Raw genomic sequence first — 15,245 nt, forward strand, 5'->3', positions numbered from 1 at the left:
CAAGGGGGACGAGCGTGGCTCAGCTCGCGGGGCGAACGGCCTTGTAGAACGGCATCGTGCTCATGGCGACCTTCTGCACCGGGGTTCCCGGACGAGAGGCGTGGATCACGTAGCCGCTGCCGACGTAGATGCCCACGTGGCCACCGGAGTAGAAGCCGACGATGTCGCCGGGCTTGAGGTTGGCCTTCGAGACGGCGGTGCCGTACGACAGCTGCGAGTAGCTGGTGCGGGGCACGGTGATGCCCGCCGCACGCCACGAGGCGCCGGTCAGGCCCGAGCAGTCGTAGGCCGACGGCCCGGTCGCGCCGTAGGAGTACGGCTTGCCGATCTGCGCGTAGGCGAAGGTGACGGCCTTCTGGGCGCGGGTGGTGGTCGTGGTCAGGGCACGCTTGCCGCCGGCACCCACGCGCAGCCACTGGATAGTCTTGTAGTCGAGCACGCCGGTGACGGGGAGCAGGCGCGTGTACTGGTAGTTCTTGACGGCCTTCACCGTGTAGGTGTTGTAGTGGCCGGTGACACCCACGGGGAAGCCCACGTTGTTGAGCGACTTCTGCAGCGCGGTCACGTAGTAGCTGCGGGTGTTGTACTTCGCCGAGGTGTTCGTGCGGTTCGCCCAGTACATGGAGCAGTACACGTTCGGCGTGGTGGTGCAGGTGGCGGCTTGGGCCGATTGCACAGGGCCAGCGACGAGCATGCCAGCCCCGAGTGCGAGGGAGGCCACCGCGGTGGCCAGGGTGTTACGGAGCTTGGACATGGAGTCCCCTCTGGTCGTTCACCGGGGGTAGACGAGGCCGGCGATTGGTTGCTGGGCCGTCGTTCCGTCCAACGGCTCTGGAAGCATAAGCTCTCAACTTCTCTCAGACAAAATTCAGCTTGGATTCACGCGGGGTGGCGGCTGGACCTGTGATCCGGCTGTGGCTACGCGCGCAGGCGTGCGCAAGAGATCACATCGGTGTGATCTTCAACCGTTGAGCTCTCAGGGGACCGTCGATGCCCTCACCTCAGCGACCGCTGGTCGACCGACGACGGTTCAGTGCGCGCCGCGACTCGATGTGTTGCGATAACAGCACGACCGGTGTCGGAGGAGTCCACGCGCGAATCTCGCGGGCGGCCTCGATGCCCTCGGCGTCGTGGGGCATGCGCACGTCGAGCACCACCACGTCGGGACGATGCGCCCGCACCTGCGCCACGGCGGTGGGGGCGGTTGGCCCGGCTACGTCGGCTACTTCGCCCTGGTCTTCAGCAATTTCGACACCCTCGACATGGCCCGCAACGGGGCGCCCGCCACCGTGCTCAAAGGCACGCCTGCCGAGACGCTCGGCATGTGGGTCTTCCTCATCGTCGTGGCCGGCAACCTGCTGGGCACCCTGCTGCTCGGAGTGTCGATCATCATCGGACGACGTCGCCTCGCCGGGCTGATGCCCTGGTGGGCGGGGCTGCTGGTGATCGGGTGGCCCCTCGGGCACATCATCAACCTGGTCGTGACGAACGAATGGTTCGCGGTGGCCGCTGACGTGCTCGAGGTGATCGGACTGGTGTTCGTGGCGCGGGGGGCGCTGCGACGCGATGCCGAACAGGCGGGTCGCGCCGCGTGAGCGGACAGGTGAAGAGCGGGGGGCGCTCGTCCGATTTGGACGCGTGCCCCCCGTGCCGTATCGTTTCCGAGGTACCGAAGACCGCCGGTGGAGAGATCCCCAAGGTTGGTGGCAACACCAACGCCCGCGCAGGACAGCTGAGATGAGAACGTGGCCCGGCCACGTGATCGCCCCGAAGCCCTGCGCTCGGGGCTTTTTGTTTGTCCGGCGGATGACGGTGTCAATCCAGGAAGTGGGAAGGAGACGCAATGGCGAGGCCTGACAAGGCAGCGGCGGTTGCCGAGCTGAAGGAACAGTTTTCTTCGGCCGACGCCGTGGTGCTGACCGAGTACCGAGGACTCTCTGTGGCCAACCTCAAGGACCTTCGTCGGTCCCTGGGGCAGGACGCCACCTACGCCGTTGCGAAGAACACCCTGACCACGATTGCTGCCCGCGAAGCGGGTATCGAGGGTCTCGACGAGCAGCTCGTCGGCCCCACCGCAATCGCGTTCGTGAACGGAGACGTTGCCTCCGTCGCGAAGGGTCTGCGTGACTTCGCAAAGGCCAACCCGCTTCTGGTCATCAAGGGTGGTGTCATGGACGGTCGCGTCCTTGATGCCGACGAGGTCAAGAAGTTGGCCGATCTCGAGTCGCGCGAGGTTCTGCTCGCGAAGCTCGCCGGTGGCATGCAGGCCAACCTGCAGCGCGCCGTCTTCATGCTTGCCGCTCCGCTCTCGCAGGCTGCCCGTGCTCTGGGTGCCCTCGAGACCGCCGCTCAGGCAGACCCTGGTGTCATCGGTGGGGCCGGCGAGGCTCCTGCCGTTGAGGCCGATCAGAAGCAGGACGAAACCGCCGCCGACGCGGCAGACGACAACACCGCCGCCGCGGCGGAGACTGAGTAAGGAAGGACGCCCATCATGGCGAAGCTCAACAACGAAGAGCTCCTTGAGGCTTTCAAGGAGATGACCCTGATCGAGCTCTCTGAGTTCGTGAAGCAGTTCGAGGAGACCTTCGGCGTCACCGCCGCTGCTCCCGTGGCCGTGGCCGCTGCCGCTCCTGCTGCCGGCGGCGCCGGTGGCGACGAGGCTGCTGCCGAGGAGTCGGACGAGGTCGACGTGATCCTCGAGTCGGCTGGCGACAAGAAGATCGGCGTCATCAAGGAGGTGCGCGCTCTCACCTCGCTCGGCCTGAAGGAGGCCAAGGACCTGGTGGAGGCCGCTCCGAAGCCGATCCTCGAGAAGGTCAAGAAGGACGTCGCCGCCAAGGCCAAGGAGCAGCTCGAGGCTGCTGGCGCCACCGTCACCGTCAAGTGATCTGGGCGGGTTCGCCCGCTTCGCTCACGTACGCCTGAAGAAGGCGGACGAGACACTGCTCAAGGCTGGTCCCCTGATGGGGGCCAGCCTTGAGTGCTTGGTGGGGCTCGACACGGGCCAGACCCTTGTCGGCGCGGGGAGATGTGACCCGCACGCACGCTACGTTGCTCGCATGGGTGTGCCGCACGCAGACGTGCAGATCGTGGGCCACGACGCCCATCGGGGGTTCGGTGGATTCAGCGCAGTGGTGGCCAACGCAATGGTGATCAGCGCACGCTCCGGCCAGCCAGAGGCCGGTGCCTGATGTCTGGCTACATCCTCTGTGTGATCGATGACGATCGAGTGGAGAACCTCCAGTCAATCTTCCGGGCCGACGAGACGCAGACCTTGCCGCTCAGTTCTGGTCGAACCCTGCTGTACGTGTCGAACTCGGGCCTGCTCAACGCCGAAGGGCTGTTCCAGGGCTACGCCATCGATCACACGGGCGAGTCGATGATCTTCGGGTTGGCAGGGCCGCGGTCCACCCCCGATCCAAGCCGCCCGCTCGAGGGTTCCTACCTGGTGGCGCGCGTCGAGAGCTCGGCAGTGCGGGTGAGCACCGATGTCTTCGGGTTCGTGCCGATGATGTGGACCCAAGGGCCGAACTTCGTCGCTGCCTCTGACTCCTTCCTGTCGCTCGTCACGCTGCGGCGGGTGTTGGGGCTCTCCTGCAGCCCGGACGAGGTGACCATTCGGGGGCGAATGTGGTTGAACTCGATGAGCCTTCAGCAGTTGGGTACTGACACCTACTGCGCCGAGATCAAGTACGTGACACCGGGTACCGAACTGCGCATCGACGCCGACGACTGCAGCGTCCAGCTGGCCCCGCTCGACCTCGTGGCGCATTACTCCGGATCGTTCGCGTCGCATGAGGAGGCCGTGACCGAATCCGCCAGCCGGATGGTGCGGGTGATGCGCACCTACGCCGAGGCCGGCGGCCTCATCTCCCTGGGACTCTCGGGTGGAACTGACTCCCGGCTGTGTCTCGCGGCGGGCCTGGCCGCTGATGTCGGCGACGCGCTGCACGTGGCATCGAAGAACAACGGAACCCCGGATTACCAGGTGGCGCTTGACCTCTCGGAGCGCTTCGGCTTCCCCCTGAACCGGACTGACGCCCGTCTCAGGGGAGACGTGTCGCCCATCGACCATGCGGCGACGTGGGCAGGCACATCGCTGGGCCTCTACGACGCCACGTACACGCCGCCAGCTGTCAGTCGGCGATCGGTGCCGTACTTCTCCGTGGGTGGTCAGGGAGCCGAGATCTCCAAGGGGAACTTTGGTTGGCGTCCCCTGTCCTCCATCAACATGCCAGCGGAAGGGCAGGAGCAGTGCAGGCGAGCGCTTCGCCTGATCGGCGCTGATGAGGACGATCGGTGGGGGTCGGAGTGGCACTACCTGGCCTTCCGCAACGCCATCCACGGGGGGCGAGCCGGGCTGTCGAGCGAGTACATCTCGAGGCCCGCGGCCCAGGTCCCGCTCATCGGCCTGAGCCGCTCTCCGCTCAACGACCTGCCCGCCCCCAGGAAGGCAGGCAAGTCGATCATCCTGGACACCCTCATCAAACTCAGCCCGCAGCTGGCGACCGTTCCGTTCGATGACCACCGCAAGGATGTCGGTGACGACTACGTGGGCGAGCGGCTGGCGAAGCTCGGCGGGCAGCTCGATGCTCGTGCCCTGTCGTCCTACCGGCGTGAAGGAACGCCGAGACTCGGTCACGGGGTGATCGGGACCCAGATCGACCTGGCGCGCCGCGCGGGATTCACCGGCGGGCTCGCACCCCGCGACCTGATGCCGAGCGTGTCGAGGTCTTTGGCCGTCTTCGACGGTCTGGTGTCGCCCCAGGTGCGCGAGGCACTTGAATCGATCGACCCGATGAGCACCACACGGTTGGGCGCCGCGAGTCGCCCGGCGGGGGCGATGGGCAAGCTGGTGGGAATCGGCGTGCTCGCCTGACTGGGAGGTCCTGGGAGGGTATCTCCGACGACGGTGGCGAGCGGACGACCCCAGGTCGGCAGGGTCGACTAGCGTGACGGGGGTGACGATTCCCAGGGGGCTTCCCCGCATCTTCAGGGCGCACCCCGTCCAGCAGCTTCGACGCCTGGTCTGGCATCTGCGAACAGGGGGGCTGCCGCAGGCGCGACGCTTTCTTCACAATGCACGCTTCGGAACTCGTCGCACCGTGAAGATCGTCCGCGACGATCGGGGCGTCCACGTCGCACCCTGGGAGTGGCCTAGTCGTGAGCCGGCCAGGAACGCCAGGGCCCTGGTCATCGCCGATGACTTCACGTTGGCAGCCTTCAAGTACGAATGGCACCAGGTGCAAGCCGATCCTCAGGGTTGGCCCGATCAACTGGACGGGATCGACCTGCTCTTCGTGGAGTCGGCCTGGGCCGGCAATGGCGGGCTGTGGCAGTACCAGGTGACCGGCCCGAAGGCCCCCTCGGGAGCCCTGGTCGACTTGGTGGGGGCGTGCCGGGAGCGCGGAGTGCCCACGGTGTTCTGGAACAAGGAAGATCCCGCACACTTCGACGACTTCATCGCCACCGCAGAGCTCTTCGATCACGTGTGGACGACCGACGCGGGCACGGTGGGGCGCTACCGAGAACGTCTCGGTCACGACCGAGTGGGCGTGCTCCCTTTCGCCGTGCAACCAGCTGTGCATCATCCTCTGCGAACGTTGGCTGACAAGCCGTCGGGTGTGGCGTTCGCCGGCACGTGGTTCGCGCACAAGTTCCCCGAGCGTCGTGCGCAGATGGAACTCCTCTTCCCCGCCGCGGCTGCGGTATCAGGCGACTCGGATCCCTTTGAGATCTGGTCCAGATTTGCCGGCAAGGGGGAGCAGTACGAGTTCCCCGAACCGTGGAGTGGGCACGTCGTGGGGTCACTCACCTACGACCAGATGCTCAGTGCCTACCGCGCCTACAAGGTCTTCCTCAACGTCAACACGGTCACGGACTCTCCGACCATGTGTGCCCGAAGGGTGCTCGAGATCACTGCCTGTGGCACCCCGGTGCTGTCTCCACCGGCAGCCGCCCTTCGACCCTTCTTGGGCGAAGGTGTCGCCATTGTCGAGTCAGCGGACGAGGCCGCCGACACCTTGGGTCGGCTGCTCTCGGACGAGCACGAGCGTGCACGCCTGGTGCACCTGGGGCAGCGCGAGCTGTGGCGCCATCACACGTACTCGCACCGGGTTGACCAGCTGCTGTCTGCCTTCGGTCACGCCGGGGTTGCGGGCAGGCGCCCCTTGGTGAGCGTGGTCACCGCGACCCGACGCCCCGAGCAGGTTGCCCACCTGTTGAGGCAGGTGGCCCAGCAGTGCGAGGTGGAGCTCGAACTGCTGCTCGGCACGCACGGATTCGACCTCACGCCCGACCACCATCGACTCGCCGAGCAAGGGGGCCTCCGCCTCAGGGTGCTGCCACAGCCGACGGACCGCCCGCTAGGGGCGATCCTCAATGACCTGATCGCTCACGCGGAGGGAGACGTCGTCACGAAGATGGACGATGACGACCTCTACGGCCCGGAGTACCTGGCCGATCTGCTCGACTGGCGTGCGGTCAGCGGTGCCGATGTGGTCGGCAAGCAGGCGAGGTTCGTCCATCTGGCGGGTTCTGGACAGACAAGGTTCGTGGCGGGTCACATGGAGCACTGCCCCTCGACCTTCGTCGCAGGACCGACGATCACCGTGGCCCGTGAGGCAGCGAGGGAGGTGCCCTTTCCCGACCTTCCCACGGGCGAGGACACGGGGTTCCTGCGGGCGGCACTCGAGGCGGGCATGAGCATCGCCGCTGCCGATCGTTTCAACTTCGTCCAGATGCGCAACGCCCACGGGGCTGGCCACACCTGGGTCGCCACCGACGAGGACTTCCAGCGCGGCGAAGTGGTAGACGGTTCACCCTTCGGGGGGATCTTCATCTGATTCAGGCGCTACGGTTTCCCAGGGGGAATCAGTGGAGCTCGGAGTGAGGAACAGTGTGACCGGCAAGGTACTCGTGGTGTACGGCACCCGCCCAGAGGCGATCAAGGTGGCCCCGCTGATCGCGGCGCTGGATCGATCGGAGTGCCTCGAGGTGATCACCGCAGTCACCGGCCAACATCGCGAGATGCTCGATCAGGTCAACCAACTGTTCGGCATCGAGCCGAACCACGACATGGATCTGTTCTCCCCCGGCCAGTCACTGAACACGCTGGCCGCGCGTGTGATCGCCGGTACCGACGACCTGCTCGATTCGATCGCCCCCGACGCCGTCGTGGTGCAGGGCGACACCACGACGGTGGCGATGGTCGCGATCGCCTCGTTCATGCGCGGCATCAAAGTCATCCACCTCGAGGCGGGGCTGCGCTCGCATGACATCCTGTCGCCCTTTCCCGAGGAGGCGAACCGGCGTCTGGCGGGCCAGGTCACCTCGTTGCATCTCGCGCCCACTCCGCAGGCTCGGGACAATCTGCTGCGCGAGGGCTTCACGGTGGACGACGTGGTCGTGACCGGCAACACGGTCATCGACGCGCTGCTCGAGGCCGCGGAGAAGCCGGTGGAATTCGCTGACCCCAAGGTGGCGAAGGCGGTGGCATCGGGCCAACGTCTGATCCTGCTGACCGTGCATCGCCGCGAGAACCTGGGTGCCCCCATGGCCCGCATCGCCGACGCCTTGGCCATCCTCGCACGGAGCCACCCTGACGTGGTCGTGGTGTTCCCGGCCCACCGCAACCCCAAGATGCGCGAGACCGTCTTCCCCGTGCTCGAGCCGCTCCCGAACGTGGTGATCACCGAGCCGCTGGACTACCTGCAATTCGTGCACCTGCAGAAGGCGGCCCATCTGGTGCTCACCGACTCCGGGGGTGTCCAGGAGGAAGCGCCGAGCCTCGGCAAGCCCGTGCTCGTGCTTCGCGAGAACACCGAACGTCCGGAGGCGGTCACGGCGGGTACGGCTCGCTTGATTGGCACCAACACCGAGCGCATCGTCTTCGAGGCTCACCGGCTGTTGGAGGACGAGCTCGCCTACGAAGAGATGGCCCAGGCAACCAACCCGTACGGGGATGGTCAGGCCGCATCCCGGGCCACCGCCGCCATCGCCGAACTGCTCGGCGTCGGTCGGCGCGTTCCCGCGTTCGATCCCGCCTGAATCAGCGTTCTGTTCTCAGTCGGTCGCGGCGGCTGCCGATCGCACGATCGCCCGGATTCTGCGGTAGACGTCCTCCGAGTAGTGAAACGGCGCCAGGCCCCATTGGTGATCGGGGGTGAACCGCATGGCGGTCTCGGGGATGGCACAGACCTCCAGGCCGGCATCGGTGAGCGCGGCGTAGTAACGGGCTGACAGGTCATTCCACGAGCGAGCCCGTTCGGCCAGTCGATCCTCGTCGGTGGGGGAGACCGTTCCCTCGATCTCGGGAAGGCTCGCCCATGGGGTCTGGACGATCACCGTTCGCTCCAGGAGGCCCAGCGTGTTGAGGTAGTCCCGGAACTTGACTGCCGCCTGGGCGAAGAGCTCGAAGTGGGCGTCCGAGCCGAAGTCGAACAGTTCGCCGCGGTCCAACAACTCGGCCTGAGCCTCGCTGGCATGCAGTTCCATGGAGCGGGTGGCGAACCCCCCATCGGCGGTACGGACCACCCCCAGTCGCTCGTCCACCAGATCGCAGACCAGCACGTCGAACGATCCGTGCCGCTTTCGCAGAACGTAGCGAAGACTGCCCGTGAGGTCTCCGGCAACCATCCGTCGCTGGAAGGGTGAGGCCAGCTTGCTCAGGTCGAGGTCAGGAAGCCGTGAGTCGCCCAGGAAGGCGCTGATCAGGCTCTGCCGCGCCACGTAGTCGACGATCTGGAACTCATCGGCCTGCTCTGGCTGGAACGCGTCTCGGCTCACGCAACTGCCATAGATCAGGAGTCGAGTCACGCTGAGGTCCTTCACGCTTGGTCGGAGTAGGCCGAGTCTACTGCGCTCCCTCGATCGCTCGGCGGAGGTTGCCACCGTCGGGGTACTCGCCGGATGACGCCGAACCTGCCCCTGCGCACACTGGCTTTCACATGTTCCGCGTGAGTTCGACGGCGCTCGCTGACTGGCTGAGTGTCTGCCAGTCGGAGTGCTCACACGCGACGCTGAACAGCCGAGCAAAACTCTCCTTGTCCGGGCCGATGTGGCCGATACCCAGGTTCGGGAGGAGCTGGACGACTCGGTTTGAGGAATGCAACTCGCTCAGGAACGGAGTCAGATGCTTCTCAACGTGGTCTGTGTCGCCGAGGTTCTGCAGGTAGACGATCGATGAGTCGACAGGTCGCTGGTAGAGGGAGACGACTTCGTCGGCGAAGGGGAGCGGATGGCCGTCGAGCTTGGGTATGCCCCAGGCAATGTCCAAGTAGCGCTCGACGGCTGCCGTGGTGAACTGCTTGACGTCGGTTTGTGGGTTGGAGACCACGGCTGTTGACCCTGGAAGCCGGGTGGCTTGCAGCAAGGCGGAGAAACCCCCGCCGGAGGGTCCGAACAGGACAACCCGTCGACCGCCCGCGACGGACTCAATGATCCGGGTTGTGGCGTCCTGGAAGTCAGGTTGCCTCGTCGAGCCTCCATACCAACCGAGCCGCAACTGGTCGTCGAGAATCAGTGACGAGTCCGACAGGAACAGCCGGTCCACCTTGAGGTGCCCCGACGTCCCCACCCCCTGATAGGCGGGCACTGTGCGCAGCTTGGGGGACATCGCCCCGCTGAACGTGACGAACAGGGTGTCCGCCCCTCGGGGAAGGTAGGTGGCGTGGATGGGCAACTCGCCGTGGCTGACCTCCCATCCACCCGCGGGCCGGCCGGGGTCCTGGAGAAATGCCTCGAGGGACGCGAATCGGGTGACCGCGCCGCTGAACTTCACATCACGCATGCTGTGAGCATGGCAGATGGCTGGAGCCGCACACGCCATCGGATAGCCGTTGGGCTCATGGATCGGGCAACCCCGTGAGTCCTCAGCCCGGGTGGTCCATTCGCGGGAGGGTGGCCAATGACCACCCGGCCCGGGCCCGAGGTAGCCTTGCCGCATGCTCATCGCCTCCCAGTTGCCGTGCGGCTGGGCTGCTTGAGGTGCGCAGGTTCGTTGCCCTCCTGACCATAGTGGTGGTCCTCCTGGGGGCGTGCACGCGGGGGGAGTCACCCGGTCAGTCGCCGTCTCCGGCCCGCTCAGCGGCTTCGCCGCCCTCGGAGCGTCCCTCCGCCGGGCCGGAAGCCGCACGTCCGGGTGGGTTCGTGGCCCCGATCCCGCGGGTTTCCATCCCTCTCGCCAAGGGGGGCACGGAGTCGGACTGGGTGAAGGTCGCCGGATTCTCGTGGGAGACGTGGTCGGGCGACGGGAGGCTCATCACCGTGCGCCTGAACTTTGTCGAGCGAGCGGTGAAGGGGCCGAATGTCTTCGTGGCCGCACGCCTCAGGTGCCGACCGACCACATCGTCGTCCGCGTGGGCAGAAGTGTGGGCCAGCGAGAATCTGGTGGCAGGGGCGCCCCTGCAGGTGTCCCTCGACCGAGCGGTCACCGTGCGTTCGTGGCCCCGCGACACCTACGGTTGCGAGGTGCTCGTGAAGGCATCCACCTACGGGGACACCCGGTCACCGCTCTACCTTGGCACCAGCTCGCGGTACGAGGTGTCTGATCCGATGCCCGCGTGGATCAATCAGTTGATGCTCGAGAAGGAGCACAAGTCCTCCGAGGTCTTCAACCTCGACGGGAGGCGGTACCAGTCGCCGGCCGAGAATCAGTTCACGTCCCAGTTGGGTGAGGGGAGCGATGTCATGCTCCGTCGCCCGTACGAGGCTTATCGGACGACTCCCGCGACGTTCGAGCTGACGGGCTGGGACCCGTCCTCGGGGGGACAGTCGTCGTCCGTCACGCTGATCGCGAGCCACCGACTGACGGCATGTGTCTACGGGTCTGACCTCGCCAGCACGTGTGAGGGTCTGTCGATCTCGTCGTCGCCCACCTGGTTGAGGGTTCGAGTCTTCGCGCGATGGACCAAACAAGACGGCACCGCCTGCACGGGCGCCCGGCAGGTCTTCGACCAGACGATGGCCCTGACCCAGGCCAAACATCATCTGATGGTTCCCGTGCGCGCCATCATCACCACCAACGGCCTGCCTGAAGGGTGCACCGCCAAGCTGACCAGTTGGACGGTGATTCAGCGGGTCGACGGGGCGATTGTGGCCGTCCATCGACCCGCTTCGCGGCAGTTCCTCGTGCCAGGCGCGTTGCCCGGCTGACTCACACCTGGCGGCCGGTCACAACGTCTCGGCCATGACCTTCCGAAGGTGCTCGTAACCAGCACGCGAGCGGCGGTAGAGATCGCCGCGCACCTTCTGGGGGATGCGAGCAGGGTAGTGCGAGAGGCGCTGATAGACGTTGGGATCCGTGTAGCTGCAGAGCATCTCGGTGCGCTCGATCATCCGCAGGAAATTGCGGTTCTTGGGCGTCACGGACATCGCGATCGAGGGCACGCCGTACATCGTCGCGACGATCAGCCCATGGAACTTGATGGTGGCGAGGGCGGAGCACGACGAGATCTGCTGGCACAGCTCGTCGAGGTCCTCGCTGTGGAAGATCTCCTCGTCGGTGCCCGCCGCAATCAACTGCGCGCGAGTGAGGTCGGAAGCGCCCAGCGACATGTTCGACAGCACCAGGTGGCGCACCCGGTACCCCATGTCCTTGGCCTCATCGATCAGCCGGCGAACCGGGGCCATGTCCTGGTTGAGGCTGCGGTGTTCACGCATGACCACCCCCAGAGTCTTCTCCGTGTTGGGGAGTGGCTCCGGGCGGTTCATGGCGCACACTGGATCGGGATACCAGGTGAGCTTCTCGCCGGGATCGATGTTCTTCTTGATCCAGGTGTAGGACTCGATGTCGCGGGCGACGACAAGCTTGCAGTTGTCGTCCCGCAGGAACTTCTGGTAGGTGGCGATGACGGCTTCACGCCGGTACGGCTGGTTGGGAACCCCCAGGCCGTAGATGTAGGTGGGCTTCTTGAGGTACTCATGGCGCCAGTAGAGATCGCTGACCCGCTGCGGGTTCAGCAGGTCACCGCCACCAATCAGGAAGCCGTCGTACTCGTCGACGAGTTCCTCCAAGGGGCGCGAATGGTAGGGCGCCTCCAGCAGGTCGTTCACCACGTGCAAGTCGTAGGTTCCCGACAACTCCTGCCGGTGGACCTTGACGAAGAGCTCGTCGCCGAAGTTTCCCCAGCCGAAGTATCCGACCAGTCCGATTCGCTTCACTTCTTCCCGTCCTTCGTTTGACGTTCGTGTCCAGGCACCAAGGAGTCTGGGTCCACTCCGTACAACCGGACGATGTCTCGCACAATCCTCGCACAGGCGTCCCGGTCGGTCGACGAGACCTGCTTGAGCTTCGCCAGGTACCAGTCCTTCACGAACGCGGCCAGGTGATGGTCGACGTACCGCTCCAGCAATCCCATTCGTTCAAGGGCGGCCACCTGGGCGGTCTCCATGACGAGCTTCTTCTCGAAGTACCGTCGGTCGACGACGTTCGTGACCGAGTCCGCCCGCTCGGCGTAGTACAGCAGGTGCGCGTCGTGGGTGAAGGCGCCGACGCCGGCGCCAGCGAGCAGCTCCCATCCATAGAGCGTGTCCTGGCCAGCAGCCCCCTCCACGAACTCCAACCGACCCGGCCCCAGGAGGTCGCGTTTGATGACGGCGGCCTGGGTGGAGACCACCGGGAACTTGCCCCGCCCGAAGAAGTGCTCCTGGAGGTCGGGGATGATCGTCAGGCGTTCCCGCGTGTGACGACCGGTGGCGTTGGTCTTGCCTCCAACCTTGACCTGATACCCCGACACGAACCCGAGGTCGGGGTGGCTGACTGTTGCCTCCTCGAAGAGGGCGAGGAGGGTGTCGTAACCCCCCTCCGAGATCTCGTTGTCAGGGTCCAGGAAGGCCACGAGCGGCGCAGTTGCCGCGGCGACTCCCCGGTTCCGCGGGCGCGATGCGCTACCGCTGGCTGCCCGATCGCTCTCGAGGAACCGCACCTGCGGATGCGACTGTGCGATGGCTCGGCAGATGTCAGGAGTGGAGCCATCCGTCGACCCGTCGTCGACGAGGAGCACTTCCAGGTCGTCCCAGATCGTGTTGCGACGGAGGCTGGGAAGGCACTTGGTTTCCAGGAATCGGCCGTTGTTGTGCACGGGGACCACCACCGTGAGGCGTGGGTCCGTCACTGTCCCCTCCGCCGTGACCTCGCCTGCCGAGGTCAACGAGGCTTGGTAGGGCGGAAGGTGATACCCGGACCACCCTCGTCGGGTCGATTGCGGGTCGAGGGCCTCGGCGATGCTCACGCGGTCGGAGGCGAACAAGGTCACGGCTGGGTCGGGTCGTCCGGTGACGAAGTCGTGGACGGGGGCATCTGCCTCCGCGGCGAACGCGGGCTGGGCGACGTAGTCGACATCGCAGTACTTGAACGCGTTCACCCGGTCGCGCAGGAAGTCTGGACCGTAGGTCACCGACGGATCCACGGCCACCCAGTAGCGGTGCTCAAGGATTCGCTCGGGTTCCCGGATGGCCTCGTCGCGGGAGAAGCGGACGATGTGGGGGTAGCTCTGGCCGACCAGGGCGTCGTCATCGGCGATGACCGCGATGGTTGGCTCGGCCGCGACACCACCATCGTCGAGGCCGATCGCGGTCAGCATCCGTGCTGCCACCTCCACGCTGGTGTGGGCGGTCATCACGTTGCGCACGAGTCGCTCGCAGAGCTGGTACTCGTCGTCCGTGGGTTCACCCAGCAACGTGCGGGCGAGACTCTCCGGGTGCGCGACGATGCGAATCTCCGGGAACTTGTTGAGCACCGAGAGGGCGTAGTTGGAGATGATGCCACGCCCCTGGGCCTGCAGCTCGTAGATGCGCATGGCGCACATCGTTGGGCTCTCCTTGATGGAGTTGAAGTTGAGGCTGTAGCGGAAGAGCTTGTGAACAGCCTGCAGCGTGGCATGGTCGAGCGGCGGCATGGTGAAGGCTCGGAAGCGCTCGGGGTACTCCAGCCCCGAGACACCGGCGTTGCGATCGGCGATCTGCAAACCCCCTCCCGAAGCCAGGATGGAGTCGAACACGGTTTCCATGTCGGCGCACCGCTCCGGGTACCGCTCGGGGTAGGAACCGGCGAAGAAGGCATGGGTCAGCGTGTGCCGCCGGTTGCCGATGGGATTGTTGATCTGAGGGTTCGCCCCGTACTCGCCGTAGTGAACCTTCGAGTGTCCCAGGTCGGCGACATAGCGCGGAATGCAGGTGGTGTCCGACGTGAACACGTGGTCGAAGCGGCGAGCGATGTCCAGGAAGTACTCATAGTTGCTCGGGTCCTCGATTGACTGGAAGACCGTCGGCTTCCCTTCGCGTGCGCAGTGGTCCAACAGCCGCTCGAGTGCCTCTGCGGGCTTGGGTCGGAAGCCGATGCCACGCCACTCCTCGCCCTCGAGACCGCGCCAGCAGGTCACGTACAGCAGCAGGTCGAAACCTTGCTCGATCACATCCTCGACGTTGTCGGGACTGACGTAGACCGTCTCCCGGAAGGCGTCCTTGTAGAAGTTGTACATGTACTCGTCGGTGATGACGGCCAGCCGGTGGGGCAGTTTCTCGCGGAAGTAGTGGCTGCCGTTGCTGCGAGGCAGCGAGCGCGCCATGCTGACCAGCAACTGGTGAACCAACTCCTGGGTGGCGCGGTTGCTCACCGAATCGCCGCTGGCCTGAGGCAGCGACAAGGTCTGCTCGGTCGGCTGCACCTGCTGCAGGTCCTTGCGAATGGTCCGCGCAGACTGTTCGAGTGCCTTGAGCCGGCTCTGCAGGCTATTGCGGCTCGGCTGGGCCGCATCGGCGGCGGAGTCGGCCAACGGGTGCAGCCCCACGGGCAGGCCGTGGCTCGCCGTCGTCACCTCCAGGCGGAACCGGTCGATGCGGACACCACCGGAACTTCCCATGCGCAACGCCACCAGCACACGGCGCACCCGCGGGCTGGGGGAGTAGAGGTGCCGCCCCTCCGGGATGCGGCGGTCTCCCAGCCGCTCGCCGCGATCGTCGTATTCGATGATCACCGTCTCGGTCTTGGCATTCCCGCTCGCGGTGAGGGCGACGTCAAGGAGGACTGCCGACTCCGGCGGCAGTGCGACACCGTGCCCCTCAGCAAGCACGGTGAAGTCGCCGGTCTCGCCGCCCAGGACGATGTAGGCCGGTCGGGATGAGGCATTGCGAACGTACGACCGCCCTGGTGCTTCGATGTGCACGGACATCGCGCTCTGGTCCGAGAGGGTCCACGAGTTGGGGATGGGGCCGGTGAAGCCGATGAGGGGAAACGGAGTCATGTG

General features: G+C 65.9%; 13 protein-coding genes. 7 read left to right on the forward strand and 6 right to left on the reverse strand.

All coding sequences use genetic code 11. The annotated features are described in order from the left end of the window. Positions 1–19 precede the first annotated feature (19 nt). Together ACSDQ9_RS06200 and ACSDQ9_RS06205 are read right to left on the reverse strand one after the other, a co-directional pair. Positions 20–754 carry a C40 family peptidase gene (locus ACSDQ9_RS06200; protein WP_435145007.1) on the reverse strand — a complete coding sequence of 245 codons (735 nt, stop codon included), beginning with the start codon at positions 752–754 and terminating at the stop codon, positions 20–22. Positions 755–1,001: 247 nt separating this feature from the next. Next, positions 1,002–1,160, reverse strand: a complete 159-nt coding sequence (locus ACSDQ9_RS06205) for a response regulator (RefSeq protein ID WP_435145009.1) — start codon at positions 1,158–1,160, stop codon at positions 1,002–1,004. Positions 1,161–1,169: 9 nt separating this feature from the next. On the opposite strand from ACSDQ9_RS06205, the gene ACSDQ9_RS06210 reads away from it, so the two are divergent. The 6 genes from ACSDQ9_RS06210 to wecB all read left to right on the forward strand — a co-directional run bounded on the left by ACSDQ9_RS06210 (position 1,170) and on the right by wecB (position 8,049). Then, positions 1,170–1,595 carry a hypothetical protein gene (locus ACSDQ9_RS06210; protein WP_435145012.1) on the forward strand — a complete coding sequence of 142 codons (426 nt, stop codon included), beginning with the start codon at positions 1,170–1,172 and terminating at the stop codon, positions 1,593–1,595. A 248-nt stretch (positions 1,596–1,843) separates the two neighbouring features. Next, entirely contained in the window at positions 1,844–2,476 is a 633-nt protein-coding gene (gene rplJ, locus ACSDQ9_RS06215; RefSeq protein ID WP_435145014.1) for a 50S ribosomal protein L10, read from the forward strand. Between the two features lie 15 nt (positions 2,477–2,491). Then, complete coding sequence (gene rplL / locus ACSDQ9_RS06220; protein ID WP_435145017.1) at positions 2,492–2,887, forward strand: 50S ribosomal protein L7/L12; 396 nt, start codon at positions 2,492–2,494, stop codon at positions 2,885–2,887. A 303-nt stretch (positions 2,888–3,190) separates the two neighbouring features. Then, a complete protein-coding gene (locus tag ACSDQ9_RS06225) occupies positions 3,191–4,879 on the forward strand; it encodes a hypothetical protein (RefSeq protein WP_435145020.1) in 1,689 nt (562 codons plus the stop codon). A gap of 226 nt (positions 4,880–5,105) precedes the next feature. Beyond that, positions 5,106–6,845 carry a glycosyltransferase family protein gene (locus tag ACSDQ9_RS06230; RefSeq protein WP_435145022.1) on the forward strand — a complete coding sequence of 580 codons (1,740 nt, stop codon included), beginning with the start codon at positions 5,106–5,108 and terminating at the stop codon, positions 6,843–6,845. Positions 6,846–6,888: 43 nt separating this feature from the next. After that, a complete protein-coding gene (wecB, locus tag ACSDQ9_RS06235) occupies positions 6,889–8,049 on the forward strand; it encodes a non-hydrolyzing UDP-N-acetylglucosamine 2-epimerase (RefSeq protein ID WP_435145024.1) in 1,161 nt (386 codons plus the stop codon). A gap of 15 nt (positions 8,050–8,064) precedes the next feature. Here the strand turns inward: wecB and ACSDQ9_RS06240 are convergent, their stop codons facing one another. Together ACSDQ9_RS06240 and ACSDQ9_RS06245 are read right to left on the reverse strand one after the other, a co-directional pair. Continuing rightward, positions 8,065–8,817, reverse strand: a complete 753-nt coding sequence (locus ACSDQ9_RS06240) for a DUF6270 domain-containing protein (RefSeq protein WP_435145026.1) — start codon at positions 8,815–8,817, stop codon at positions 8,065–8,067. 127 nt (positions 8,818–8,944) lie between these two features. Continuing rightward, complete coding sequence (locus ACSDQ9_RS06245; protein ID WP_435145029.1) at positions 8,945–9,790, reverse strand: hypothetical protein; 846 nt, start codon at positions 9,788–9,790, stop codon at positions 8,945–8,947. Between the two features lie 476 nt (positions 9,791–10,266). Between ACSDQ9_RS06245 and ACSDQ9_RS06250 the strand changes: the two genes are divergently transcribed. Further along, positions 10,267–11,154 carry a hypothetical protein gene (locus ACSDQ9_RS06250; RefSeq protein ID WP_435145032.1) on the forward strand — a complete coding sequence of 296 codons (888 nt, stop codon included), beginning with the start codon at positions 10,267–10,269 and terminating at the stop codon, positions 11,152–11,154. A gap of 18 nt (positions 11,155–11,172) precedes the next feature. On the opposite strand, the gene ACSDQ9_RS06255 is transcribed toward ACSDQ9_RS06250, so the two are convergent. Then, positions 11,173–12,162, reverse strand: a complete 990-nt coding sequence (locus ACSDQ9_RS06255) for a polysaccharide pyruvyl transferase family protein (RefSeq protein WP_435145035.1) — start codon at positions 12,160–12,162, stop codon at positions 11,173–11,175. Beyond that, entirely contained in the window at positions 12,159–15,242 is a 3,084-nt protein-coding gene (locus ACSDQ9_RS06260) for a glycosyltransferase (RefSeq protein WP_435145037.1), read from the reverse strand. The genes ACSDQ9_RS06255 and ACSDQ9_RS06260 overlap by 4 nt, the downstream gene beginning before the upstream one ends. Between the last annotated feature and the right edge of the window lie 3 nt (positions 15,243–15,245).

It is taken from the genome of Aestuariimicrobium soli (genome assembly GCF_051192575.1).
Lineage (GTDB): Bacteria > Actinomycetota > Actinomycetes > Propionibacteriales > Propionibacteriaceae > Aestuariimicrobium > Aestuariimicrobium soli.

Bases quoted from the DNA above. Each gene is read 5' to 3' on its own strand.
- ACSDQ9_RS06200 (WP_435145007.1), bottom strand. From the start codon at position 754: ATGTCCAAGCTCCGTAACACCCTGGCCACCGCGGTGGCCTCCCTCGCA.
- ACSDQ9_RS06260 (WP_435145037.1), bottom strand. From the start codon at position 15,242: ATGACTCCGTTTCCCCTCATCGGCTTCACCGGCCCCATCCCCAACTCG.
- rplJ (WP_435145014.1), top strand. From the start codon at position 1,844: ATGGCGAGGCCTGACAAGGCAGCGGCGGTTGCCGAGCTGAAGGAACAG.
- ACSDQ9_RS06225 (WP_435145020.1), top strand. From the start codon at position 3,191: ATGTCTGGCTACATCCTCTGTGTGATCGATGACGATCGAGTGGAGAAC.
- ACSDQ9_RS06245 (WP_435145029.1), bottom strand. From the start codon at position 9,790: ATGCGTGATGTGAAGTTCAGCGGCGCGGTCACCCGATTCGCGTCCCTC.
- rplL (WP_435145017.1), top strand. From the start codon at position 2,492: ATGGCGAAGCTCAACAACGAAGAGCTCCTTGAGGCTTTCAAGGAGATG.
- ACSDQ9_RS06210 (WP_435145012.1), top strand. From the start codon at position 1,170: ATGCGCCCGCACCTGCGCCACGGCGGTGGGGGCGGTTGGCCCGGCTAC.